The organism is Paenibacillus sp. FSL H7-0735 (assembly GCF_038008505.1).
Lineage (GTDB): Bacteria > Bacillota > Bacilli > Paenibacillales > Paenibacillaceae > Paenibacillus_AQ > Paenibacillus_AQ odorifer.
Map to the genome: position 1 here is coordinate 891,884 of NZ_JBBOZH010000001.1, position 23,489 is coordinate 915,372.

At 44.8% G+C, this 23,489-nt stretch carries 19 protein-coding genes; 13 read left to right on the forward strand and 6 right to left on the reverse strand.

Features of this window, described 5'->3' with window-relative positions; genetic code table 11:
* Positions 1 to 49 precede the first annotated feature (49 nt).
* Together NSS82_RS03960 and NSS82_RS03965 are read right to left on the reverse strand one after the other, a co-directional pair.
* Positions 50 to 1,825, reverse strand: a complete 1,776-nt coding sequence (locus NSS82_RS03960; RefSeq protein ID WP_076272139.1) for an ABC transporter ATP-binding protein — start codon at positions 1,823 to 1,825, stop codon at positions 50 to 52.
* A complete protein-coding gene (locus NSS82_RS03965; RefSeq protein ID WP_256717556.1) occupies positions 1,812 to 3,623 on the reverse strand; it encodes an ABC transporter ATP-binding protein in 1,812 nt (603 codons plus the stop codon). The genes NSS82_RS03960 and NSS82_RS03965 overlap by 14 nt, the downstream gene beginning before the upstream one ends.
* A gap of 238 nt (positions 3,624 to 3,861) precedes the next feature.
* Between NSS82_RS03965 and NSS82_RS03970 the strand changes: the two genes are divergently transcribed.
* From NSS82_RS03970 to NSS82_RS03980, 3 genes are all read left to right on the forward strand, one after another.
* Positions 3,862 to 4,563, forward strand: coding sequence for an ABC transporter ATP-binding protein (locus NSS82_RS03970; RefSeq protein ID WP_036684849.1), 702 nt, complete (start codon positions 3,862 to 3,864; stop codon positions 4,561 to 4,563).
* A 13-nt stretch (positions 4,564 to 4,576) separates the two neighbouring features.
* Positions 4,577 to 7,222, forward strand: coding sequence for an FtsX-like permease family protein (locus NSS82_RS03975; protein WP_076272140.1), 2,646 nt, complete (start codon positions 4,577 to 4,579; stop codon positions 7,220 to 7,222).
* A 710-nt stretch (positions 7,223 to 7,932) separates the two neighbouring features.
* Positions 7,933 to 8,112: a hypothetical protein gene (locus tag NSS82_RS03980; protein WP_341109711.1), complete on the forward strand. Its 180-nt coding sequence runs from the start codon at positions 7,933 to 7,935 to the stop codon at positions 8,110 to 8,112.
* Positions 8,113 to 8,321: 209 nt separating this feature from the next.
* Here NSS82_RS03980 and NSS82_RS03985 read toward each other — a convergent pair whose 3' ends face one another.
* Positions 8,322 to 8,768, reverse strand: coding sequence for a GNAT family N-acetyltransferase (locus tag NSS82_RS03985; RefSeq protein WP_076272142.1), 447 nt, complete (start codon positions 8,766 to 8,768; stop codon positions 8,322 to 8,324).
* Between the two features lie 21 nt (positions 8,769 to 8,789).
* The gene (locus NSS82_RS03990; protein WP_076272143.1) at positions 8,790 to 9,779 is read right to left on the reverse strand and encodes a DUF4003 family protein; all 990 of its coding nucleotides are present in this window, start codon (positions 9,777 to 9,779) and stop codon (positions 8,790 to 8,792) included.
* 223 nt (positions 9,780 to 10,002) lie between these two features.
* Here NSS82_RS03990 and NSS82_RS03995 point away from each other — a divergent pair, with 223 nt between their 5' ends.
* A complete protein-coding gene (locus NSS82_RS03995) occupies positions 10,003 to 10,845 on the forward strand; it encodes an aldo/keto reductase (RefSeq protein WP_036684855.1) in 843 nt (280 codons plus the stop codon).
* A 96-nt stretch (positions 10,846 to 10,941) separates the two neighbouring features.
* Here the strand turns inward: NSS82_RS03995 and NSS82_RS04000 are convergent, their stop codons facing one another.
* Positions 10,942 to 11,565, reverse strand: coding sequence for an NAD(P)H-dependent oxidoreductase (locus NSS82_RS04000; RefSeq protein ID WP_076272144.1), 624 nt, complete (start codon positions 11,563 to 11,565; stop codon positions 10,942 to 10,944).
* A 168-nt stretch (positions 11,566 to 11,733) separates the two neighbouring features.
* Here NSS82_RS04000 and NSS82_RS04005 point away from each other — a divergent pair, with 168 nt between their 5' ends.
* Positions 11,734 to 12,405, forward strand: a complete 672-nt coding sequence (locus NSS82_RS04005) for a winged helix DNA-binding protein (RefSeq protein ID WP_256718380.1) — start codon at positions 11,734 to 11,736, stop codon at positions 12,403 to 12,405.
* 6 nt (positions 12,406 to 12,411) lie between these two features.
* Here NSS82_RS04005 and NSS82_RS04010 read toward each other — a convergent pair whose 3' ends face one another.
* The gene (locus NSS82_RS04010) at positions 12,412 to 13,350 is read right to left on the reverse strand and encodes a helix-turn-helix transcriptional regulator (protein ID WP_036684860.1); all 939 of its coding nucleotides are present in this window, start codon (positions 13,348 to 13,350) and stop codon (positions 12,412 to 12,414) included.
* A 96-nt stretch (positions 13,351 to 13,446) separates the two neighbouring features.
* Here NSS82_RS04010 and NSS82_RS04015 point away from each other — a divergent pair, with 96 nt between their 5' ends.
* From NSS82_RS04015 to NSS82_RS04050, 8 genes are all read left to right on the forward strand, one after another.
* Positions 13,447 to 13,896, forward strand: a complete 450-nt coding sequence (locus tag NSS82_RS04015) for a VOC family protein (RefSeq protein ID WP_076105333.1) — start codon at positions 13,447 to 13,449, stop codon at positions 13,894 to 13,896.
* Positions 13,897 to 14,089: 193 nt separating this feature from the next.
* Positions 14,090 to 14,671: a TetR/AcrR family transcriptional regulator gene (locus NSS82_RS04020; RefSeq protein ID WP_076272146.1), complete on the forward strand. Its 582-nt coding sequence runs from the start codon at positions 14,090 to 14,092 to the stop codon at positions 14,669 to 14,671.
* 37 nt (positions 14,672 to 14,708) lie between these two features.
* On the forward strand, positions 14,709 to 16,019 hold the full coding sequence (locus NSS82_RS04025) for a cytosine permease (protein ID WP_042184919.1): 1,311 nt from the start codon (positions 14,709 to 14,711) through the stop codon (positions 16,017 to 16,019).
* Between the two features lie 4 nt (positions 16,020 to 16,023).
* Positions 16,024 to 17,136: a DUF917 domain-containing protein gene (locus tag NSS82_RS04030; protein WP_076272147.1), complete on the forward strand. Its 1,113-nt coding sequence runs from the start codon at positions 16,024 to 16,026 to the stop codon at positions 17,134 to 17,136.
* Positions 17,136 to 18,716 carry a hydantoinase/oxoprolinase N-terminal domain-containing protein gene (locus NSS82_RS04035; RefSeq protein WP_076272148.1) on the forward strand — a complete coding sequence of 527 codons (1,581 nt, stop codon included), beginning with the start codon at positions 17,136 to 17,138 and terminating at the stop codon, positions 18,714 to 18,716. Before NSS82_RS04030 ends, NSS82_RS04035 begins: the two co-directional genes overlap by 1 nt.
* A gap of 143 nt (positions 18,717 to 18,859) precedes the next feature.
* Positions 18,860 to 19,711, forward strand: a complete 852-nt coding sequence (locus NSS82_RS04040; RefSeq protein ID WP_244886420.1) for a TolB family protein — start codon at positions 18,860 to 18,862, stop codon at positions 19,709 to 19,711.
* A gap of 54 nt (positions 19,712 to 19,765) precedes the next feature.
* On the forward strand, positions 19,766 to 21,463 hold the full coding sequence (locus NSS82_RS04045) for a hypothetical protein (RefSeq protein ID WP_076272149.1): 1,698 nt from the start codon (positions 19,766 to 19,768) through the stop codon (positions 21,461 to 21,463).
* A 112-nt stretch (positions 21,464 to 21,575) separates the two neighbouring features.
* Positions 21,576 to 23,456: a PAS domain S-box protein gene (locus NSS82_RS04050; RefSeq protein WP_076098697.1), complete on the forward strand. Its 1,881-nt coding sequence runs from the start codon at positions 21,576 to 21,578 to the stop codon at positions 23,454 to 23,456.
* The last annotated feature ends 33 nt before the right edge of the window (positions 23,457 to 23,489 follow it).

The window sequence follows — 23,489 nt, forward strand, 5'->3', positions numbered from 1 at the left end:
AAAGAGCTCAGGCTGCAAATCGGCCTGAGCTCTTTTGGTATTTCTTCAATTAAGCTTCCATCTTCTGTGCTGTGTAGAGGCGGTAATAAAGGCCCCGCTGTGCGATAAGCTCATCATGTGAGCCGCTTTCCGCGATGCCTTTGTTAGATACGTACATAATACGATCGCAGTTTTTTACGGTGGAGAGGCGATGCGCGATAATGAACGAGGTGCGTCCCTTAAGCAGTTCATTCAGCCCTTTTTGCAATAAGCGCTCAGTCTTCGCATCAATGGAAGAAGTGGCTTCATCCAAGATGAGAATGCGCGGATCTGCTAAAAGTGTTCTTGCGAACGAAATGAGCTGCCGCTGTCCTTGAGACAGCTTGGAGCCACGTTCATTGACCTCTGTCAGGTAGCCTTGATCGAATTCACGGATGAATTCGTCGGCGCAAACGGCCTTTGCAGCGGCGATTACTTCTTCTTCGGTCGCATCCAGTCGGCCGTACCGAATATTGTCCAGAATAGTACCGGAGAAGATGAAGCTATCCTGTAACATAATCCCCATCTGGCTGCGAAGAGATTTTAACGTCACCTGCGAGATATCCTGGCCGTCGATCAGAATCTGACCACTGGAAATGTTATAAAAGCGTGAGATCAGATTGACGACGGTTGTTTTGCCCGCACCTGTGGGTCCTACCAGCGCGATGCTTTCTCCCGCTTTGACCTTGAAGGAGATATTCTCCAGAATATTAAGCCCCGGGTCATAGGCGAAAGTTACATCGTCGAAGGTGACATGGCCCTGTACAGATGGCAGTGTTTTTGCATCCGGAATATCACTGACGGTAACCGGTTCATCCAGCGTTTCGAAGATACGCTCAAGATAGGCAACGGCGTTGATGAAGTTATTGTACAGGTTCGAAAGACTCAGAATCGGCTGCCAGAAGCGGGCAGCGTAGCTGCTCATCGCCAGAATGACACCGAGGGTCATGTCTTGAGGACTCAGAGTTAGTAGGCCTACAAGGAAAATCAATGATGTAACAATCGTAGACAAGTTGTCTACAGAGAACGGAATAAGTAAGTTGTAACGTTGAGCCTTCATCCATTCTTTACGGAAATTACCTGCGAGACGTGTGAAGATTCCTTCGTTACGTTGTTCCCGGGAGAACATTTGCGTCACACCAATACCGCTGATGCTCTCTTGCAGATAGGCATTTAGGTTGGAGCTTTTGTTGGACACTGCTTGCCATGCCCGGCGTTGCCGGGTTTTGATCAGCAGCATGATGCCAAGGAAGACTGGCAGTCCGGCAAGGATGACAAATGAGAGTCGTACATCGACAGCGAACATGAAGGCTGCGATAAAGAGCAAATTCACGATTTCTAGAATAAAGTTGATAATCCCGTTGGACAGCACATCTGAAACGGCGTTGACGTAGTTTACGACCCGGATAAGGATCTTGCCCTGTGGGCGGTCGTCATAATATTTGAAAGGCAATTCTTGCAGATGCTTAAACAAATCCGTTCGGATGTCAAAAATAATATCCTGCCCAACACTCGTCATGATGCGCGAGCGTATCGTAGCCAGATAAACACTGACCACGATGGTCACAAGCATCAGTGCAGCCCAACCCAGCAGTGCAAGCTTCTCTTTTGCCGGAATGGTCACGTCGATGACATGTTGCATGATCAGCGGAGCCGACAGTGAAATGGCTGCTGAAAGTGCACTGAGCACGAACGCAACAATCATTGGCGTTTTCTTTCGTTTGATATATACCATCGCACGCCGGAAGTGTTTTATATTAAACGGCGATTCAAGATTTTCATCGACGTCAAATTTATTCCTTGCCACTTGCGGTCACCTGCCTTCCAATACCCTCGTTCTGCAGTTTAAACACTTCGTAATAGTAACCACGTTTCGCCAGCAGTTCAGTGTGAGTCCCTTCCTCAACTAGCTTCCCGCCATCCAGAATGAGAATACGGTCCGCTTGCGAGGTAGTAGATACACGCTGCGCAATAATAATTTTCGTACAAGGATAGTCCAGTTCACGTAGACTTTTTTGGATATGCTCCTCCGTCTCAAGGTCGACCGCAGAGGTCGTATCATCGAGAATCAGGATAGGACGGTGTACCGCCAAAGCACGCGCTAAGGCAATACGCTGCTTTTGCCCCCCCGATAGTCCGACTCCGCGTTCCCCGACAACGGTATCATAACCTTCAGGCATTTTGGTAATGAAGTCGTGTGCGGCTGCGAGCTCTGCATAACCCATTGCATCTTCTTCCGGAAGATCAGGATCGCCATAGGCGATGTTTCCATCAATGGTATCAGAGAACAAAAGTACATCTTGGGTCGCCATGCCGATATTTCCACGAAGTTCATCAAGCTCCAGCTGCCGAACATCAACACCGTCTACGAGTACGCGCCCTTCAGCTACATCGTAGAAGCGAGGGATGAGGTTGATGATTGTTGTTTTGCCTGATCCTGTCGCGCCCATGATTGCTACAGTTTCACCGGGTTCAACGGTAAAGCTAATATCGTCCAGTACGATAGCGCTATCATATTTGAAGCGGACATGATCGAATTCAATACGGCCTTCATAACGGCGTTTGTCAGTGACAGTATGCTCGTTAACAATATTTGGCCGGGCATAATAGATATCTACGATTTTGGACAAGCTCGCAAAAAAGCGCTGAATGTCGTTGATAATGATACCAATGTTGCGCATAGGGTTGGATATAGCCCAAATAAGCGAAGAGAAGGCCATAAATTCACCGAAGGTGATCCGGCCGTTCATAAGGAACAAACCACCAACCAACATAAGAATTACGTTGAAGCCCTGAGCGAAGGATTCCAGATAAGGAAAATAATCAAGCCATACAAGGGCGGCCTTTTTGTTCGCCGTAGAATAGTTGACATTCTTCTCTGTGAATTTTTCGACCTCGAATTCCTCGCGGGCAAAAGCCTTGACCACACGGTTGCCTGAGATATTCTCCTGTGTAGTCGTGTTAAGCTGGGACAGCCGTTCACGCAGGTCAATATACATAGGACGGACGCGTTTAGCGAATATGTAAGCCACGATAAAAATGGGCGGTGACAGGATAAGCATCCACAGCGTCAGTTCCGCATCTATGGTGAAAAAATAGATAACGGCGGCAAGGAAGATCGTTAGCGATTCAATGATCGTCTTAAAAATCCAGGCCATAGAGTGACGGACCATGTCCAGATCGCCTGTCATCTTGGTCATGAGATCGCCGGTACGATTATGATCGTAGTATTTTCTGTCCTGTCCCTGAATTTTGTTGTACAAATAAATGCGGACATTGTACATCATATTTTGCGAGGATATCTCGTACTGCATGGTCGTGAAATATGCGAGACCTGTGCGCAGTAGCGAAAATCCGATCATGCCCAGACAGAGCATAATCAATAATTGCCGTTCTTGTGTAAGATTCTGCAGGGCGTTGTCACCGGCTATAAACGTATCGACAATGCGCTGACTGATGTACGGATTCACGATTGTAAGACTTGAGCCCACCACCGAAAGGCAGAGTGCCAGAATGTATCGCGTCCGGTTTCCCTCTAGGTTCTGCCATAGCCATTTCAGTTCGAACATCTGATCACCTGTTTCTGATTGTTCTTGTTCTTTCACTCTTGCCTGAAAAGAGTAAATAAAACAAAGTGATTATAACATTATCAAATGACTAAGTATCGTTTACGGTAAAATTTCCTTGTTACATTATTGTTACAAAAAAATGAACTTATTAATGATGTGAATTTCACCTTGTGTAATGAGGGTTTGCCATTCGGGCTTGAGCGTTCTAATTATGATAAACTGAGACAATCTAGAGTAATTAGACTTAGTTCGGATAGGGACAGGAGGAAGAGAAATGAGTTTTGTTGCTGTAAAAGGGGAGTACAAGCGTTACAAGATGGGCGAGAATGTAATTGTCGCGAATGACGGGATTGATTTTGAGATAAAAAAAGGTGAATTTGCCGTGATCGTCGGCCCAAGTGGTGCGGGTAAATCTACAGTGCTTAATATTCTGGGTGGAATGGATTCCGCCGATGAAGGTCAGGTCATTGTGGATGGCATTGATATCGCCAAGTTTAGTGCCAAGGAGCTGACAGGCTACCGCCGAAATGACGTAGGTTTTGTATTTCAGTTCTATAATCTAGTGCCTAATCTGACCACACTGGAAAATGTTGAGCTTGCTTCGCAGATTTCCCCGCGTGCACTAGATGCACGTAAGGTGCTGGAGGATGTGGGTCTGGGCGCGCGGTTAGATAATTTCCCGGCTCAGCTGTCCGGTGGTGAGCAACAACGTGTCGCTATCGCCAGAGCGTTAGCTAAACAACCGAAGCTGCTGCTCTGCGACGAGCCGACAGGAGCGCTTGATTATAACACCGGCAAGCAGGTGCTGAAGCTGCTGCAGGATACTTGTCGTAACACCGGGACAACGGTTATCGTAATTACACATAATCTGGCGATCGCCCCGATGGCTGACAGGGTTATAGAGATTAACAACGCTAAGGTGCGGAAGATGGTGATCAATCCTTCGCCGGTATCCGTTGACGATATTGAATGGTAAGGAGAAGGCATCTATGAAAAAGCGAGCATTGTGGAAAGATATTTTTCGTGAAATTGGGCATACCAAAGCCCGGTTTATTTCGATTTTTGCAATTATTATGTTAGGCGTCAGCTTTTTTGCCGGAATCAAGGCTACAGGGCCAGATATGCTGAATACAGCTGGAACCTTTTACAAAGAGCAGCGCTTGATGGATCTGAAGGTGCAGACTAACTACGGCCTGACTGAAGACAACATCGGGTTACTCAGAAATGTACAGGGGATCGATGAGATTCAGCCGAGCTATAGTGCAGATGTATTCATGGGTGATAATGCCTTAATACTTAAAGTCAATTCTTACAACACGGATAAACCACTTAATCAATACCGTATTATTGAAGGCCATCTACCGGCGCATTCCGGTGAAATCGTGCTGGACGATAAGCTAGCGGAAGAATATGCGTTGGGTGACAAGGTATCTTTCAGTGGAAACGGTACGGATGCGGAGCTGTCGAATAGCTTCGAGACACTGGAGTATACCGTAGTTGGCTTTGTTAGAAGTCCACAGTTTATTGAGCAAAGTACCCGGGGCACCAGTGGGATCGGCAAAGGTACGGCGGATGCGTTCGCCGCGATCCCGGAGTCAGATTTCAAGCTTCCGGTGTATACAGAAGCTTATCTGTCCTTTAAGGATACAGCCGGGGTGAAGGCTTATTCGCCGGAGTATGAAGATCTGATCGAACAGCATACCCATGCTGTAGAGCAGGCGATGTCCGGCGTGCCGGAAGCACGGCTTGCTGAGCTGCGGGCGGAAGGCGAGAAAGAGCTTTCTGGTGGCCGCGCAAAGGTGGCCGCCGCCGAGCAGCAGCTTGCGGATTTGCAGCGCCAGCCGGAGGAAGTGCAGCAGAAACAGGCTGCAAGTATGAAGGCAATTGCTGCCGGACTTGCTTCGGCCAAGGAGGAATTGGCGGCAGGGGAGCAAAAGCTTGCAGAGCTGGAGCAGCTTAAGGTCTACGTTACTGACCGAAGCGCTAATCCGGGATATGCCGAATATAAAGATAACGCTGATCGGTTGTCGGCGATTGCGAGTGCGTTTCCTGTGTTCTTTTTCCTGATTGCTGCGCTGGTCAGCTTGACGACCATGACACGGATGGTTGAGGAGCATCGCCTGCAGATCGGGACCCTGAAAGCACTTGGTTATGCTAACCGCGACATCATGGCCAAATTCCTGGTCTATGGTACGCTTGCCAGTCTGGCGGCTTCAATTGCGGGTCTTGCGGTTGGTTTTACCCTGTTTCCGGGTATTATCTACGATGCGTATAGTGCAATCTATAACTTGCCGGATATCACGAAGAATTTCTATCTTTCGTATTCGATCATATCCGTTATCGTAGCGTTAATATGTACTACGTTGACGGCGTGGATTGCTTCACGGGTAGAATTACGCAGCAATGCTTCCGTATTGATGCGTCCGAAGGCACCAAAGAGTGGCCAGCGTATTTTACTGGAGCGGGTCACTTTTATATGGAAGAGATTGAGCTTTGTCCAAAAGGTTACCGCACGGAATCTATTCCGCTATAAGCAGCGGATGTTCATGACTGTATTCGGTGTGGCTGGCTGTACAGCGCTGATCCTGACGGGATTTGGTCTCAAGGATTCAATTGGCAGCATCGCCGGGTCGCAGTTCGGCACGATTATGAAATATGATGCACTTGTGGCACTGCATGAAGATGTGTCTGCCGATGTGCTAAAAGCCTACGACCAACTAATCACTGGTGAATCTGCAGTAACTGGGACGCTGAGTGTGGCGCAAGAACGGATGACCGCACATGCTAGTGGTGTAAATGATCAAGAGGTTCATCTGTTCGTTCCTACCTCCGTTGACTCTCTATCTGATTTCGTGGAGTTGCGGGATCGAAAAAGTGGAGAAGGGCGGATGCTTACGGATGATGGGGCTATTATCTCAGAGAAGCTGGCTAAGCTGTATGGGCTGGAGTCTGGTGATAAATTGACCGTGGTGGACAAAGATAATGAAACATTCGAGATTGAGGTCGCGGCGATTACAGAGAATTATGTAATGCACTATGTTTATATGACACCGGCGTATTATGCTTCTGTGTTCGGAGAAAAACCAGTATTCAACACAGAACTGCTGAACTACACCGCACATGATAAAACATGGGAAGACAAATTTGGTGAAAAGCTGACGGCTAATGAGGGCGTCGCTGCCATCAGCTTTTCCAGCAGTGTAGGCTCCGCCTTCGATGAGACTATGAAGAGTATGGACGTTGTAACCTTGGTGCTCATTGTTTCAGCGGCGGCATTGGCTTTTGTCGTCCTCTACAATTTGACCAATATCAATGTGTCCGAGCGGATCCGGGAGCTGTCAACCATTAAGGTACTGGGCTTCTACGACAAAGAAGTAACCATGTATATTTACCGCGAGAATATGCTGCTTTGCCTACTCGGTATTGTGGCTGGATCGGGTCTCGGCATAGTGCTGCATAGCTTCGTCCTGAAGACGGCTGAGCTGGATGCGACGATGTTCGCTCCGATCATCAAGTGGCCAAGTTATATTTATGCGGCGCTCCTAACACTGTTGTTCTCCGGTATTGTCATGGCGTTCATGCATATTAAGCTCAAACGAATCCATATGATAGAGGCTTTGAAGTCGGTGGAATAGCATCTAAAAACGCCATAGCTGCGGCTTTTTCTATGGATAGCTTCACTGGAGTCCGAAACTATGCCTCAAAGGCTATAAATGAGCAAATAGAGTCATCTGGCTCTGTAAGGAACAGGGGATGGTTAGGAATCGACGCTATCGTTCGCTATCGGATGCCATCCGACGATTTCTGACGATATAGTTTGCTATCTGAATCTATGCCCGACGCTATCGGACCTAGATGACCTTAAACGCCGGATTATCCGCCATTTGGGATGTTATCGGACTCCATAGCAGCTATTGGCATAAAAAACGCTAGATGTGAGGCTCTTTCTACGGAATAGCGTCACTGGAGTCCGAAACTATGCTTCAAAGGCGATAAATGAGCATATAGTGTCATCTGGGTCCGTAAGTAACTGGGGATGGTTAGGAACCGCCGCTATCGTTCGCTATCGATGCCATCCGATGATTTCTGACGATATTGTTTGCTATCTGAATCTATGCCCGACGCTATCGGACCCTATCGGACCCTATCGGACCCAGGTGACCTTAAACGCCGGATTATCCGTCATTTGGAATGATATCGGACTCCATAGCAGCTATTGGCATAAAAAACGCCAGAAATGATGCTCTTTCTATAGAATAGCGACACTGGAGTCCGAAACTGTGCTTCAAGGGCGATAAATGAGCAAATAGCGTCATCTGAGTCCGCAAGCAACAGAGAGCTTTGATTGGGTGATGTGCATGAGGGGATATGCGTAGATTTAGAAGTAGTTGCAGAAGTAGAAGCAGAAGTAGAAGTAGAAGTAGAAGTAGAAGTAGAAGTAGAAGTAGAAGTAGAAGTAGAAGTAGAAGTAGAAGTAGAAGTAGAAGTAGTTGCAGATGCAGATGCAGATATTAGTTATAGGTGAACCGAATACTCGAAGCCGCTTCGCCTAGCTCCTCTTATCTGCTTCTAGCTCCTCATATCTACTCCTAGCCGCTCCTAGCTTCGCTAACCTAAACTCTATTGAAGCAGACAACTAAAACACAGAGCAGCGATTCTCTCGTTTGAGAATCGCTGCTCTGTTGTCTTTTACGATACTAAAATGCATCGAACTGTCTCCTTCTTAGGAAAAAGCTACTTAAGCGACATGTGCAGGATAGGAAAAGGATTACCTTGTTCATCTAGTGCTGAACGCTCAAAAACCTGAAATCCCATATGCTCATAGAAACCTAAAGCTTGGGGATTTTGCTCATTCACATCCACGAGGTGTACGTCGAGTTCCTGCATGACATAAGCTAGGAGCGCTTTTCCAACCCCTTTTCCCATTGCAGCAGGTTCTACGAACAGCATTTCAATCTTATTATTCTGAACCCCTAAGAAGCCAATCACCTGCTCTTGATCATCAGTAAAAGCAAACAAATCGCTTATGCCCTCAAGCGCCTGCGTGACCAGTGGCCGCAAAGCATCAATATCCTGCTCGGATAGAAAAAGATGAGTATGCCGCACGGATGATTCCCAAATGTTCAGTAGACGGTTTAACAATTCTTCATTTCTAGTTGTGAAGCTTTTTATGGAGTCCATGTCTCTCCCTCACGATTCAATCTAATTCGAAGAAGAAGCTGCAGCCGCAGCTGACGCAGCCGCTGCCCCGGCAAGAGCCGCCTGCTGAGCAATCACAATATTGGTAATGTTGGTGGAGAGCATCGTAGTTAATACGCCGTTTTGTACATCCTCCACAGATCTGAAGGCTACCAGTGCAGAAGACAAGAGCAGTAATTCCTGCTTGCCAATAGACCAGTTACCGAAGCCCTTTTTTGTACGCAAAAATTCGTAAGTCTCTGAGACATCAGTAACGATGTCCTCCTTGTTGCAAGGGAGCAGGGATAACACGCCCAGCGAGGAGAGGGTATATTCCTTGTCTAGCCGGATACCCTGTGCACGAAATGCATCTCTTAATGCCAATACACGGTCCGCTGCTTGAGAGGCTTCTTCCCCAAGAACCAATACCTGGGTCAGGGCTTGCACACTGTTGCCTGACATAAATTCGGGCTTAAGTGTTACATAGAGCTGCTCCATGCGGTCCACGCCACTCTCAACATCGATATCGGAAAGACCAAGCATAGCGGAGAAGATATAATCGTCCTGTCCGGTAAGGAAACGATGTTTTGCTTTCATACTATCGTAAAATAGCTTTGCCCGTTCTACCGTACGCTGATATCGATCCGATGTTGCATTAGCAGCGATTTGATAGGCAGCAACGACGAGATAATCAGAGGCTTTGAATTTGGCTTCCTTCATTAAATCATACACGGCAAATGTGTTTGCAAGCAGAGTTTCCTTTTCGTCAGAAAGTGAAAGCAGGGCAGCAATGCTGATCACCGAAGCCCCTCTAAATTGAGAGAAAATCCCGGTACTCTCCTTAATTAGCTCGTAGCTAGCACGAATGGCTTCGTCATCTGCAACTTTGTCCTCTACAGCATACAATAGTGCCGCTAACCGATTAACCATTGCATTTTGCCATGGAAAAGCTTTTTTGATCCTCTGAGCGTTGTCTGCGAACAATTCAAGCCTAGCTGGATATTGCTCCTTCATTGGGTACACCTCTTATCTCTACTTTTAATTCATAACATTACGAAAATCCAGTGCTGTAGATTCATTTTACTATAAAAAATAAATCGGATGCCCACGAAAGCGGCTTACCAATAAGCTAGAGGTTGTTCAGGTAACCCAATGATTGAGTTTACTATGAAGATGTTATAATAATTATAAGATGGATCGGCAGGGGCTTAAATGACAACAAAGGAGAAGTGCGACGATGACTGAGAGAATACCTGAAATCATATTGAACGATGGAGTGAAGGTGCCTGCTATTGGTTTTGGTACTTACGCGTTAAATGGTACTGAGGGAGCACAAAACATCACTAAGGCGATTGATGTTGGCTATCGTCTGATCGACACTGCGTTTAATTATGAGAACGAAGGTGCTGTAGGCCAGGCTGTTCGGCAAACTTCTGTGCCTAGGGAAGAACTGCTCATTACTTCCAAGCTGCCAGGTCGCCATCACTCTTATAAAGAAGCATTAGCCACCATACAGGAGTCTTTATTCAGAGCCGGGTTGGATTATTATGATTTCTATCTCATCCACTGGCCTAACCCTAGAGTGAATTTATATGTTGAAGCCTGGCAGGCGATGATCGAGGCACGGAAACAAGGTTTGATCCGCTCCATCGGTGTATGTAACTTTTTGCCGGAGCATATCGAGCGTTTGATACAAGAAACTGGCGTAGCGCCGAGCATGAATCAGATTGAGCTGCATCCTCATTTTAATCAGGAAGAGCAACGTGCATGGAACAAAGAGCATGGGGTAGTGATTGAATCGTGGAGTCCATTGGGACGAGCTAGCAGCGTACTGGAAAATGAGAAAATAGCGGAAATAGGCAAGGTTCATAATAAATCGATATCGCAAGTTATCTTACGTTGGCATATACAGCTTGGGGCTATTCCCATTCCAAAGGCTTCTTCTCTAGAGCATCAGCGCGATAATCTGAATATTTTTGATTTTCAATTATCGGAAGCTGAGATGACCGTTATTTCCGCATTAACCTCGCCAACAGGTCGCATAGCTGATCAAGATCCCGCATCGTATGAAGAATTTTAATAAATTTAACTAAAACACGCCAGTTATTGGCGTGTTTTTTTATATTAGGCTAGCCTCAGAATCAGTCAGCGCTTGAGTAATTTAATCTAGTCTAGTTTAGTACAGTCGTGCAAACCGTTGTTCTGTTTTATCGAGATGCTTCACCCGCTCTTCTAAGCTGCGATCTGACATCCCGGCATAATTATACCAACGCAGGTTCTTTCGTATTCCCATTTTGCGGAAGGTGCCTCTGAACAGAATTTTGGTGATGGGGTTTCCAAAAATCCAGCGATAAAAGAAGTCGGGTGTGTTCATTACGGTCAGGAGGGACACTCCTTTGATATTCGGGAGCAAGCATTTGAAGGGCCGCCCAGGTTTAGTTTCTTCGTAGACAATGCCTTTTGCGAATACCTTATCAAGAAAACCTTTGGTAAGAGCGGGCATAGCTTCCCACCATATAGGGAAAATGAAGACGATATGATCCGCTGCTATAAGACGCTGCTGATAATTGGCGACTAGCGGGTCGGTGGTTCTCATATGCCGCCAAGCAGTGAGTTCTTCGTGCGACATGACTGGATCAAATCCATCGGCATGCAGATCGATAAGATCAATCGTATGATCTTTGGTGGTAAGACCTCGCATAACGGAGGCTAATAAGGCTGCGGAATAGCTTCGCTGATGGGGGATATTCTCGGACGCTGATGCGCCGTAGGGATGATCAAAAATAATTAAGACATTCATATAAACACCTTCTTTATGATTAATTGTTTCCTCGAAATTAAATATTAACTACGGAAACAATAATACGTTTTAAGTTTCCTTGTTGTCAATATTATTTCTAGGAAACTTTATTTATGAGCTGTGTCTTGTTAAAATGAGCATAAGATGAATTTACGAGGAGACTTAACAGTGACGCATTCTTTCGAGAACTTACCTAATAAGGATATTTTGATAAAAAAATTAATAGAGAAGATTCCCCAATTACAAAAGCGATTTCAATCGGAGGATGATGAAGAGAAGGAATGGTTGATTCAGAACTGCAGTAATCCCCATATCATTGATTTCCTCCAAGACTCCACAGTCATGATGCTGCATGTAATAGATGCGATTGGACAGCTTGAGCCGGTGAATGGTACTACCATTTCGAAGCAATTCGGAATTCCAAAAGGCAGCGTGTCCAAAATCACTAGAAAATTAGTACAACAGGAGATTATTCGCACGGAGTTTCTCCCCGATAATAAAAAAGAAGTGCTTTTTCTTACAACACCTCTAGGGAAAGAAATATTCGATTTGCATTTAGCCCTACATAAGCAGATGAATAAAGGGATAAACCGGTTTCTACAGAGATATAACACGGATGAATTGTTATTTATAATCCAAGCCTTCGAGGATACTTTGGAAGCGTCATGGGTTCATTCGGAATCTGTTGCTGAAAAAGAACTATTAACTACCGGAGCATCTCTTGAGCCAGTGGAAAACGATGAAATGAGTCAAATCGTAGACATGCTTAACCAACTGGATACGCGCAACCTCAAAAAGGCTAAGGCAGTTCTCCAAGCTATGTTTTTTACCCCTTTTTGATTAGCTTTATATTTTTTGATAGTGATTTACCAGTTGCTCTAACTTATCTTTGATTATTTGTTTTAAGGCTTCAGGTTTCACGGATGTAACAGCATGACCATATCGGATAAAATAATTAGCCAAGAAATCCTCTTCACCTGGATTATAGAATCCCTTAATGACTGTTTTCGGACCCACCTCTATTTCCATAGAAGGATAATGTTCTTTATAAAAAATATCCTTTGCTTGTTCCGCAATCTCAACTTCAAAGTCAATACTTTTCGCAGACTGATAGATTTCTAATGAACGACTAAGAAGTTCTTCTATAGAATAACGAGCCTTGCTTTCCTCTTCTTCAATGAAGGTTATTCGATCACATCTAAAAACTCTATATGTATTCGTCGCAAGCTCTATTCCAGTGGCATACCATTGACCAAACTTAGCGGAAATCCTAAAGAATTGAACAGGGTAGCTTTTTGTTTGGTTTTCTTTTGTATATTCAATGTTACAGGCACTCTCATTTAGAATACTTGCTAGGATTTTATCTAAAAAACGGCTGACATGCTTATGCTGATACATTTCGAATTGCAGGACCTTTTTCATTTTGTGAATCTGGTTGATTTGTGTACTCGATAGACAGTGCTCGAACTTTTCGTTTAGCTTGTTAACACTTAGATGAAAGGGTGTAGATTGATAAGATTCTAACGTCAGCATGGCAAAATACAGCGCATAGACTTCATCTATCGTGAAAATAATAGGGGATAACAATCTGTTTTTTAGAATACCATAACGTCCGTGTCTTCCATGTTCCGCGAAAATAGGCATACCCAATTGTTCTAATGAAGTAACATCACGTAGCGCTGTGCTTTTTGAAATATTGTATTTCTCCATAAGGTTACTTAGATTAAAAAACTCTCGCCCGTTTAAGTATCTCATCATGTCATTTAATCGTTCTGATTTCTTCATATAAAAAGCTCCTTATTAAGGTGTCATGTTTTGATACCTTTATATATGATAATAAGTTTAAGATCACATATCAAATATACGAAGGAGATTTACACTATGAGTACAACACTAGAAGTAGCTATTTTCTTATCGATGAAGGGAAGAGCCAAGGAAGCTATAGAATTTTACAAAAAGCATTTTGATGCAGAGGAATTGTTACGTGTTACCTATCAACAACTCGCAGAACGTGACAGCTCCATACAGCTTACGGATGAAAATAAGGATTATATTACTCACTCTGTCCTGTTAATCGGAAAAACAAAAATAATGATAGCAGAAGATACAATGAATACGAATGAGAAATATACAGTGGGCAATAACACTTCATTATGTATTCAAAGTGCTGATTTAGAGGGGATTGAAGGTTTTTATAAAAGCTTAATCACAGACGAGCGCGTGAAAATTATTTCTCCGTTATCCAGCAATGTGTTTAGTAAAGCCTACGGTATCATTGAGGATCCCTTTGGTATTCAAATTCAACTCATGTTTGATGAAAGATTACATTAACAACTTTGCTTCTAAAGTAAACCCAGCTCACCGTTCAGCTGATCATAATTCAGGGATTATCCTGATGTTGGTCGGCTTTTTTTGTATGTATTGAGGGCTATTTTTTTTATGAAAAACATTGAATTATTATGCATAAAGATGTATAGTGTTTTTTAATTAACGTTAATTAAGTAAGTAAGGGATGTGGAATGTCTTGACCAAAAACAAGTTGAAAGAAGTAGCGATGCGACTATTCGGAGAGAAGGGTTACGAGGGTACGGCTCTCTCTGAAATTGCGAAGGAAGTTGGCGTGAAGACTCCGGCGATCTATGCCTTTTTTGAGAATAAAGAAGATTTGTTTATGACGGTCTTTCGTGAGGCTATGCAGTCCTATAACACTTATATTCAAGAGCTATCGGAAGAGCAGAAAGTATTGAGTGCGCAGGAAAGTCTACGAGGCATATTGTCTAGACAGTATGAGTTCTATCAGAAGAGCCCTGAAGCAAGCAAAATTGTACTGAGGTATGTGGTATTCCCACCGGCATTCTTAAAGGAAACGATTGAGCAAGCATTTCTAGAGTCCGACGCGATGCTGACGAAGATCATTGAACAATTCATCTTGAAAGGAATGGAAGAGGGCATAATTCGCGATCAATCCGTGCAGCTTCTCGCAGATGCTTTTCTCAACTTGATGGATGGATTAAGCATGCAGTATTTCTATTACACTTCTAAGGGAATTTATGAGCGTAAGCTAAACCATGCGTTTGAAATGTATTGGAAAGGTGCGTCCTCATAGCGCTACAGAAGAAGATAACAACAAGGGGATGGGGAGAATGGCAGAAGTAAGTGAAGTAAAGGGGAACGAGCTTAGCTCGGGGGATTTTGAGAGAGAGCCGGTTCCAGCGCATTTGCGTAAAAAATGGCTATCTATGTCGCTCGTCTGGATCGCCATCGGAATTGACCTATCAGCGATGTTCTTGGGTGCTCAGCTTGGCAATGGAATGAATCTGACGGATTCACTCACAGCAACAATAATCGGTTCGTTAATCCTAGGGGTGATCGGAGCGTTATGTGCGTATGTAGGGGCTAAAACAGGGTTATCGACATCGATGATCTCTCGGTTTCTATTCGGAAATGTGGGTGCACGTGTCGTAGCAGTTATCCTCGGTATTTTCTCACTCGGTTGGTTTGGGGTGCAGGTCGGCTTCTTCGCTTCGAATATGCAGACTGCTTTTAGTCAATTATGGGATATTCATCTGTCCTTAGGGGTGCTTTCATTCATAGGTGGGCTTTTGATGATGTCGACAGCTATTTGGGGATATCAATCTATTGAACGACTAAGCACCTGGTCCGTACCATTGCTTATTTTGTTTATCGGAGTGGCTATTTATTCCGCGTTCCATACCAAAGGAGCTTCAGCCGTGTGGGAACCGATTAGCGGAGCAGCGATCCCGATGGGGACAGCGATCTCGCTTGTTATTGGTATCTTTATTGTCGGCACGGTGCTTTCACCGGATATCGCTCGTTGGGCGCGCACACCGAAGCACGCTATAACCGCGGCCTTTATCGGCTTTTTTGTGGGTAACAGCTTCATGACGATTGTAGCTATTTTCCTATCTCGAATTATGGACACAGATGATCTGACGAATATTTTCATTGCGCTAGGACTTGGGCTTCCAGCCATTATCGTCTTAACCCTTGCCCAATGGACGACAAACACGAACAATTTATATTCTGCTTCGCTAGGGTTCTCTGTCGTGTTCCAAAAGGTTCCGAAAAAGCTAATTACTATTGTGGCAGGTATCTTTGCTACGTTGCTTGCCGTATTTGGCATCTATGATAAGTTTTTATCTTTCCTAAATATTATTACGGTGTTTGTCTCTCCAATCGGGGGGATCTACACGTCCGAATTTTTGCTTGTAGATCGAAAGAAATTCACTTTTGAAGGTCTGGATCGCAATAAGAACTGGGTGATTCGCTCCTTAGCGGTGTGGGTTGCAGCTACGTTGTTCGCTTTTATGACAACCGCAGCGCCAGATGGATTTGGATGGTTCCAAATCACGAGCGTACCGGCATTAGATGCGTTTATGTTCGCCTTTATCGTGCAGTGGATTGTCGGCAAAATCATGACAAAGAAGGGATAACAACATGAGAAATCACAAACTAACAGAATTAAATGAACAAGCGGTGCAATACATTGCTGTTGGTGCAGCCGTTCTTGGAACAGGCGGGGGCGGTGACCCGCATATTGGTAAATTGATGGCGATGGAAGCCATTCGCAAATATGGTCCTGTTCGTTTAGTAAGTCCTGAGGATCTGGAGGACGATGCATTGGTTGTTCCTATATCCATGATTGGCGCACCTACGGTTATGAATGAGAAGATTCCTTCGATTCAGCAAATGATCAAGCCTTTGGATATGATTGAGAAAGAGCTGGGCCGTAAGGTGAGCGCCATTATGCCGATTGAGGTCGGTGGCGGTAACTCTCTGGTTCCCGTAATTACGGCTGCGGAACGCAATATTCCTATCGTAGATGCGGATGCCATGGGACGGGCTTTTCCAGAATCGCAAATGGTGACATTCTACTTGGACGGTATTGACTGCAGTCCGATTACGATGGCAGATGAACGCGGCAACGGTGTGCTTATGCATGCGATCGACGGTGTTTGGGAAGAGCGGATGGCGCGTGCGGTTACGATTCAAATGGGCGGATCAGCTTCGATTTGTGATTATCCGGTAACTGGAGCGCAGGTAAAGCAAAGTGCAATTCCACATACCTTGACGCTTGCGTATGAAATCGGAAAAACATTGTTTGAGTCCAAGGAATTGAAGCAGAATCCAATTGAAATGCTGCTGAAGCAGCTGAATGGATATGCGTTGTTCCAGGGTAAGACAGTAGACATTCGCCGTCGTACAGAAGGTGGATTTACACGCGGTGAAGCGATCTTCGAAGGTACAGATGCTAAAAAAGGACGTACGATGACTTTGTTCTTCCAGAATGAGTTCCTTCTTGCCACAGAAGATGGACATTCAATTGCTATTACTCCTGACCTGATCTCTGTGCTTGACCAGGATACCGGTATGCCAATCACGACTGAGAATTTGAAATACGGTGCTCGGGTTAGTGTGGTTGGTTTCCCTTGTGATCCGAAATGGCGTTCACCAAAGGGCCTCGAGACGGTAGGTCCACAATATTTTGGCTATGATGCACCTTATGTTCCAATTGAACAATTGGCAGCAGAGAAAGGGGGAGCAGAGTAATGTCTCATACGAATGTAGACAACATGGAAGAAATATACCGCATTGGGATTGATGTCGGCGGGACAAATACAGATGCAGCCTTGCTCGACTCCAAGCTAAACACCATTCATACGATAAAAGTGCATACCACAAGTGATGTGAATGAAGGCATTACTGAATCCATCCGTCGTTTGTTAGCAGAGAGTAGTGTGAATCCGGCGCAGATTCGTTATGCAATGCTCGGAACTACGCACTGTACGAATGCTATTGTAGAGCGCAAGCACTTGGGGAAAGTCGGCTTGATTCGAATCGGGGCACCGGCAACAACTGCGGTTCCTCCACTTGCGGATTGGGACGATACACTTAAGGCAACGGTTTGCCCACATGCTTATGTTGTTCAAGGTGGATATGAGTATGATGGCCGCACGATTGTTGAAATGGATGAAGAAGAGATTCTAGACTGCTTTTTGAAAATGAAGGGTGAAGTCGAAGCGGTTGCGATCTGTGGTGTGTTCTCCCCAGTGAATACCTCGCAGGAGAAACGTGTCGAAGAACTAGCGAAGCAAGTACTTGGCGCAGATATGCCTGTGACGTTGTCTCATGAGATTGGAAGTATTGGATTGCTCGAGCGTGAGAACGCGTCGTTGCTGAACGGCGCATTACTTAACGTCATTGCTGGAGTCGTAAAGGGCTTCGAAGAGGCGCTTCACACTTATGGAATTGACGCGAGCCTATACATCTGTCAGAACGATGGAACACTGATGTACAGTGAATATGCGCTTCGTTACCCGATTCTGACGATTGCTTGCGGTCCGACGAATTCCATTCGGGGCGCGGCACACTTGTCAGGTCTGAATGATGCACTTGTTGTTGATATCGGTGGCACCACGACAGATATCGGCGTCCTGATGCAAGGCTTCCCGCGTCAATCCTCCGCTGCGGTTGAGATTGGCGGGATTCGCACGAACTTCCGCATGCCGGATATCTTATCGATCGGGATCGGCGGCGGTACAATCGTTCGCTTGGATGAAACGCAGGATCAGGTAACAGTGGGTCCGGATAGCGTGGGGTACGAGCTATTGAAGCGCGGTCTCATCTTTGGTGGTGATACGCTCACAGCAACCGATGTGGCGGTGAAGCTTAATCGATACGAGTGGAAAGATGCGCAGACTGAGGCACTTGATGAATCGATCTGCAAGAGAGCAGATGAGATCATTACGCGGGATATCGAGGAAGCGATTGATCGGATGAAGACAAGCTCAGATCCTGTTGACGTCATTTTGGTCGGTGGCGGAAGTATTCTTGTGGCAGACAAGCTTGAAGGTGTATCACGGATTGTAAGACCGGATCACTATGATGCTGCAAATGCGATTGGCGCTGCGTTAGGTGAGGTGAGCGGGGAGACAGAGCGGATTTATTCCCTGGACGAAATGTCTTATGATGAAGCTAAGGAAGATGCCCGCAGCCATGCAATAGAGCAAGCTGTTCTAGCCGGTGCAGATCGCGATACCGTTCAGATCGTATTGTCTGAGGATATTCCGATTGCATACTTGCCGGGTAATGCCTTGCTGGTAAAAGTAAAAGCGGCTGGACGTTTATAAGATGATTATGGATCTGCCTTGAGGAGTGAACTCTTCGAGGCGGATCTTTTTGTCTTTATAATTGTATTACCAAGAAAGAAAGGGGATTTAGAATAGCTGTCGAAGTGGGTTATGTACATATTTTAACGATGGGAGAGAGGACAATGAAAGTGATTAGCACATTAGAAATCGTAGATGTACAGACTAGGGAGCGTACTGCCCTCCGCTCATTTGATTATTTAATCGAGGCACCCAATTGGACTAGCGATGGTAAGCGTCTTATTTATAATAGTCGAGGTTGTCTCTATTCGTTCGACATCGCAACCTGTGAGCTTGTTCAAATTGACTCGGGGTTTGCTGCGGAATGTAATAACGATCATGTTCTGTCTTTTGACAACACTAAGATCGCAATTAGTCACCATACGAAAGAAGATGGTAAATCTCGTATATATATTCTTCCCATGGAGGGTGGCGAACCGGTTCTAGTTACACCGAATGCTCCAAGTTATTTACATGGTTGGTCTCCAAACGGTGCTGAGTTAGCTTACTGTGCAGAGCGCAATGGTCAATATGATATTTATACCATTCCAGTAGACGGGGGAGTAGAGGTACAACTGACGGATTCGCCTGGGCTGGATGATGGGCCTGAATATTCACCAGATGGGGGAAATATATGGTTCAACTCGGTGCGTACAGGGCTGATGCAGATATGGCGAATGAATGCCGATGGCACTGAGCAAACACAGATGACTTTTGATGAGAGTAATAACTGGTTCCCGCATGTATCGCCAGATGGGCAGACGATTGCTTACTTGAGTTACCGCAAAGGAGATGTAGATCCTGGCGATCACCCTGCGAATAAGGATGTTGAGATTCGATTGATGGCAAGCACGGGAGGAGATTATCGCACACTAGTACAATTGATTGGAGGACAAGGTACGATTAACGTGAATTCGTGGTCTCCGGATAGTAAGCGCTTGGCGTTTGTAAGTTATGTGGTGGAGGAATACGAATAAAATACCGATAAAAATTATAGTATTGTTATTTATATATAAATGGGGGAAAGTTGGATGAAGAGGATTTTTAGTGTTTTGCTAATTGTATTACTGGTTATACCAGCGCTCGGCACTACAACCTTTGCGGGCAATACGGTGAAGGCTAAGGTAACAGAGAGCAGTACATATTTTGATGGAGAACAGCGGAACCTGAATGGGTTCAACATATCGAATAACAATTATTTCAGACTACGCGATTTGGCAGAGTATTTCTCGGGAACGAGCAGCCAGTTTGATATCACTTGGAATAAAGCGAACAATGCGATTGAGATCATAACTGGACAAGCTTATACGCCCGAAAAGAAAACTACGAGCAACTATTATAGCCGCAATAAAAATTATGCAGCTACGCTTTCCAACTCTAAGGTGCTGGTCAATGGACAGTTGCAGTCTATTACGGCGTACAATATTGATGATAACAATTATTTTCAGTTGAGAGATTTGGCGGGTAAAATCCCGTTCGATATTGAATTTGACGTTCAGTCTGATCGCATATCGTTATTCTCCAAAATCCCAGATCATGCTTACCGGGTAAAGACGGCGGCTGTAGTTGAGAGTAACGGGGAATCTTCTTATTTTCCTAGATGGAAAAGTACGGCCTCTTCTTATCTTGTGAATAATAAGGATGGGACTGTAAGTGTTATTGAGGCGAACAAAGAGTTTACGATTGAAACGTACAATGAGAAGTACGAACTAACAGGCAATAAGAGCATTCCTTTTGAGCTTCCGGTGTTTGGTGGCTTCTTTAGTGGGGAGAAGTATAACTATATTGCTTTTGGCCAAGAGAACCGCGAAGAGAATGATAGCAAAGAAGTCATTCGTATTGCCCGTTATGATAAAAGCTTCAATAGAGTAGACAGTGTCTCCATAAAGGGTGGGGAGAGCTATACCGTTAGCCCGTTTGATTCAGGCTCCGGTAGTATGGCTGAGGCTGGAGATACGCTTGTATTTCACACCTCACGTACAAGATACACGACAGAAGATAAATTAAATCATCAATCCCAGCTTACTATTATCGTAAATACTAAATCCATGACTGTGACCAATGATCTGGGAAGATTCCAGAAGAATCATGTCAGTCACTCTTTTGACCAATATGTATTGTTTGATGGTGCAGCGCATGTTCTAGTCGATCATGGTGATGCTTATCCTCGTTCGATTGTTCTGAATAAAGGAGACGGAGCCAGTTATAACGAAGTGGACTTATTTAATATTCCCGGCAAAATCGGAGCGAACGCGACGGGTGTTTCTATAGGCGGATTTGAGCTGTCCTCGGCGAACTATATAGTCGCTATGAATTCGGTAGATCATTCACTAGTCAAAGAGTATACATCTTATGAGATGGTGGGTTTAGAAACGGACCAAAGGGATGTCATGCTTAGTGTGTTGCCCAAGTCCAACCTGAGCAGTACTTCGGTGAATCACATCACCTTGGCTAAATATGTAGGCACGAACCTGATCGCGTCCATCCCTAAACTAGTAAAAATTACAGACGACAAAATGATGGTGCTGTGGCAGGAGTTTGATAAAGAGAATCATCCGGGTGACCTGAAATATGTTCTTATAGATGGAGCGGGAAAAGCTACTAGCGACATCCAAACGATCAAGTATTTTGCCTTATCAGAGTGCAGTCCTATTATTAGTGGGGACAAAATCATTTGGTATACGAACAATAAGGGGTCCAGAGTGTTCTATTCGATCCCGTTAAATTAACGGATTCAATTAACAACAAAGTGGGTAAATTAGACTATAAGCTATAAATAGGACCTTCTAATTAGAAGGTCTATTTTTTCACGCAAAAATCACATCATCCATGGAGGTCGCTATGCATCGCGTAAATCTAAACCAGGAACAGTTCAACCAACAGGTGATTAATCACGCCTCCTTTGGGATCGCCCTTTTAGCGCCAAATGGTTTGATTCTGACCGTAAACCCGGCCTTTGAACAGACTTTTGGTTATTCCACTGAAGAGTTTGAGGGTATGCGGTTAGAAGACCTTTCTCACCCCGAAGATTTCGGCAACCTTCATGATTTAAAGGCACTCTTGGGTGAGAAAACAAGATTGCAGATGGAAAAGCAGTTTATCACAAAAAATGGAGATTATATTTGGGGACAGCTTACTCTCCACTTATTCAGCGACGAGTCGAATCAGCCAGCATATTTCATTTGCCAAATCGTTAACATTACAAAGCAAAAGGAATCCGAGCAACGCCTTCAGGAGTCTGTTGAACGGTATACGTCGCTTAAAAAATACAACCATGACGCCGTCATTTCCTTTGACCTTGATGGTCGAATCATTAACACCAATAGTATGGCTGAAAAGATAACGGGCTACGCCATCGAGTCCGAGTTGATCGGGATGAAGCTTGCAAGTCTGATTGGAGAAGAGAATGTCCAGCGCATTCTGGAAAGAGCCCTTTACGATAATACGGTTGAGCAGTATATCAATAAGCTTGTCACTAAGGAAAGCGAAGTAGTTGAAGTGCTCACCAGTATTGCACCCATTTATGTGAACAATCATAATATCGGATTTTACCTTATATGCAAGGACATTTCCGAGCAAAGGCAATTGTCGCTAGCTAAGGAAGCCGCAGAGTCCACGAATAGAGCTAAAAGTGAGTTCCTGGCTATGATGAGTCATGAAATTCGCACTCCCATGAACGGGGTGATCGGCATGACTGATATTCTGCTTGAAACAGAGCTTAATGAAGAACAACGTGAATATGTAGAAATCATTCGCAAAAGCGGAGGAATCCTGCTCAATATAATCAATGATATCCTTGATCTTTCAAAAATTGAGGCAGGCCGTAGCGAGCTGCAAGAGGATACATTCGATCTGCGAACTTGCCTCAAGGACAGCTTTTCTGTTATCGCAATAAAAGCTGAACAAAAAAATCTGGAGCTCACCAGCATCATAAATCATGACGTTCCGGAATTTATTTACGGTGACGAGGAACGCTTGAAGCAGGTGTTCTTGAACCTGCTAGGCAATGCTGTGAAATTCACACCGGCGGGCAGCATATCGGTAAAAGTTAGGCTTGTAAAGGAAGATCCCTCCCTGCTTGCCTTTACGGTAACCGATACTGGCATTGGAATTGATCCTGATCGACTTACTGATATTTTTGAACCGTTTGAGCAGGTGGATAGCTTTATGATGCGGAGACATGAAGGTACGGGGCTTGGCCTTGCCATCAGCCGCAGAATTGTCGAAATGATGGGTGGTGAGATCTATGCGGAGAGTGACGGCAAGAGCGGTACGTCGGTTACCTTCACAATCAAGCCCAAGAAATCAGTGGTAATCCCTCGCCAAGAGGCTAACATTAACAAGCTTCATACCGCACGTGAGGCAAGAATTTTACTTGCTGAAGACAACACTATCAATGCGCTAGTACTGACCAAAATACTCGAAAAAATGGGTCACAGCGTTATCGCCGTAACAAACGGCATAGATGCGGTTGAAGCAGCACGGAAAGAACCCTTTGATCTTATTTTATTGGATCTTCACATGCCCATTATGAACGGCATAGAGGCTATGAAGATGTTAAGAGATGAGCATCAAGAGAAATGTCCGCCCATCATCGCGGTCACGGCTAATGCTTTGAAGGGTGACCGCGAAAATTGTCTAGCTGCCGGGATGGACGAGTATATCAGCAAGCCTGTAAAGCGTGAAGTCATCGTAAAGATGTTAGATCAGTTTGTGATCTAATATAAACTGCATAACCTCTTAGTGATATTATCC

Bases quoted from the DNA above. Each gene is read 5' to 3' on its own strand.
- NSS82_RS04010 (WP_036684860.1), bottom strand. From the start codon at position 13,350: ATGAAGAAATCAGAACGATTAAATGACATGATGAGATACTTAAACGGG.
- NSS82_RS03970 (WP_036684849.1), top strand. From the start codon at position 3,862: ATGAGTTTTGTTGCTGTAAAAGGGGAGTACAAGCGTTACAAGATGGGC.
- NSS82_RS04035 (WP_076272148.1), top strand. From the start codon at position 17,136: ATGTCTCATACGAATGTAGACAACATGGAAGAAATATACCGCATTGGG.
- NSS82_RS04050 (WP_076098697.1), top strand. From the start codon at position 21,576: ATGCATCGCGTAAATCTAAACCAGGAACAGTTCAACCAACAGGTGATT.
- NSS82_RS03975 (WP_076272140.1), top strand. From the start codon at position 4,577: ATGAAAAAGCGAGCATTGTGGAAAGATATTTTTCGTGAAATTGGGCAT.
- NSS82_RS04030 (WP_076272147.1), top strand. From the start codon at position 16,024: ATGAGAAATCACAAACTAACAGAATTAAATGAACAAGCGGTGCAATAC.
- NSS82_RS03990 (WP_076272143.1), bottom strand. From the start codon at position 9,779: ATGAAGGAGCAATATCCAGCTAGGCTTGAATTGTTCGCAGACAACGCT.
- NSS82_RS04040 (WP_244886420.1), top strand. From the start codon at position 18,860: ATGAAAGTGATTAGCACATTAGAAATCGTAGATGTACAGACTAGGGAG.
- NSS82_RS04015 (WP_076105333.1), top strand. From the start codon at position 13,447: ATGAGTACAACACTAGAAGTAGCTATTTTCTTATCGATGAAGGGAAGA.
- NSS82_RS04025 (WP_042184919.1), top strand. From the start codon at position 14,709: ATGGCAGAAGTAAGTGAAGTAAAGGGGAACGAGCTTAGCTCGGGGGAT.
- NSS82_RS03985 (WP_076272142.1), bottom strand. From the start codon at position 8,768: ATGGACTCCATAAAAAGCTTCACAACTAGAAATGAAGAATTGTTAAAC.
- NSS82_RS03995 (WP_036684855.1), top strand. From the start codon at position 10,003: ATGACTGAGAGAATACCTGAAATCATATTGAACGATGGAGTGAAGGTG.
- NSS82_RS04000 (WP_076272144.1), bottom strand. From the start codon at position 11,565: ATGAATGTCTTAATTATTTTTGATCATCCCTACGGCGCATCAGCGTCC.
- NSS82_RS04045 (WP_076272149.1), top strand. From the start codon at position 19,766: ATGAAGAGGATTTTTAGTGTTTTGCTAATTGTATTACTGGTTATACCA.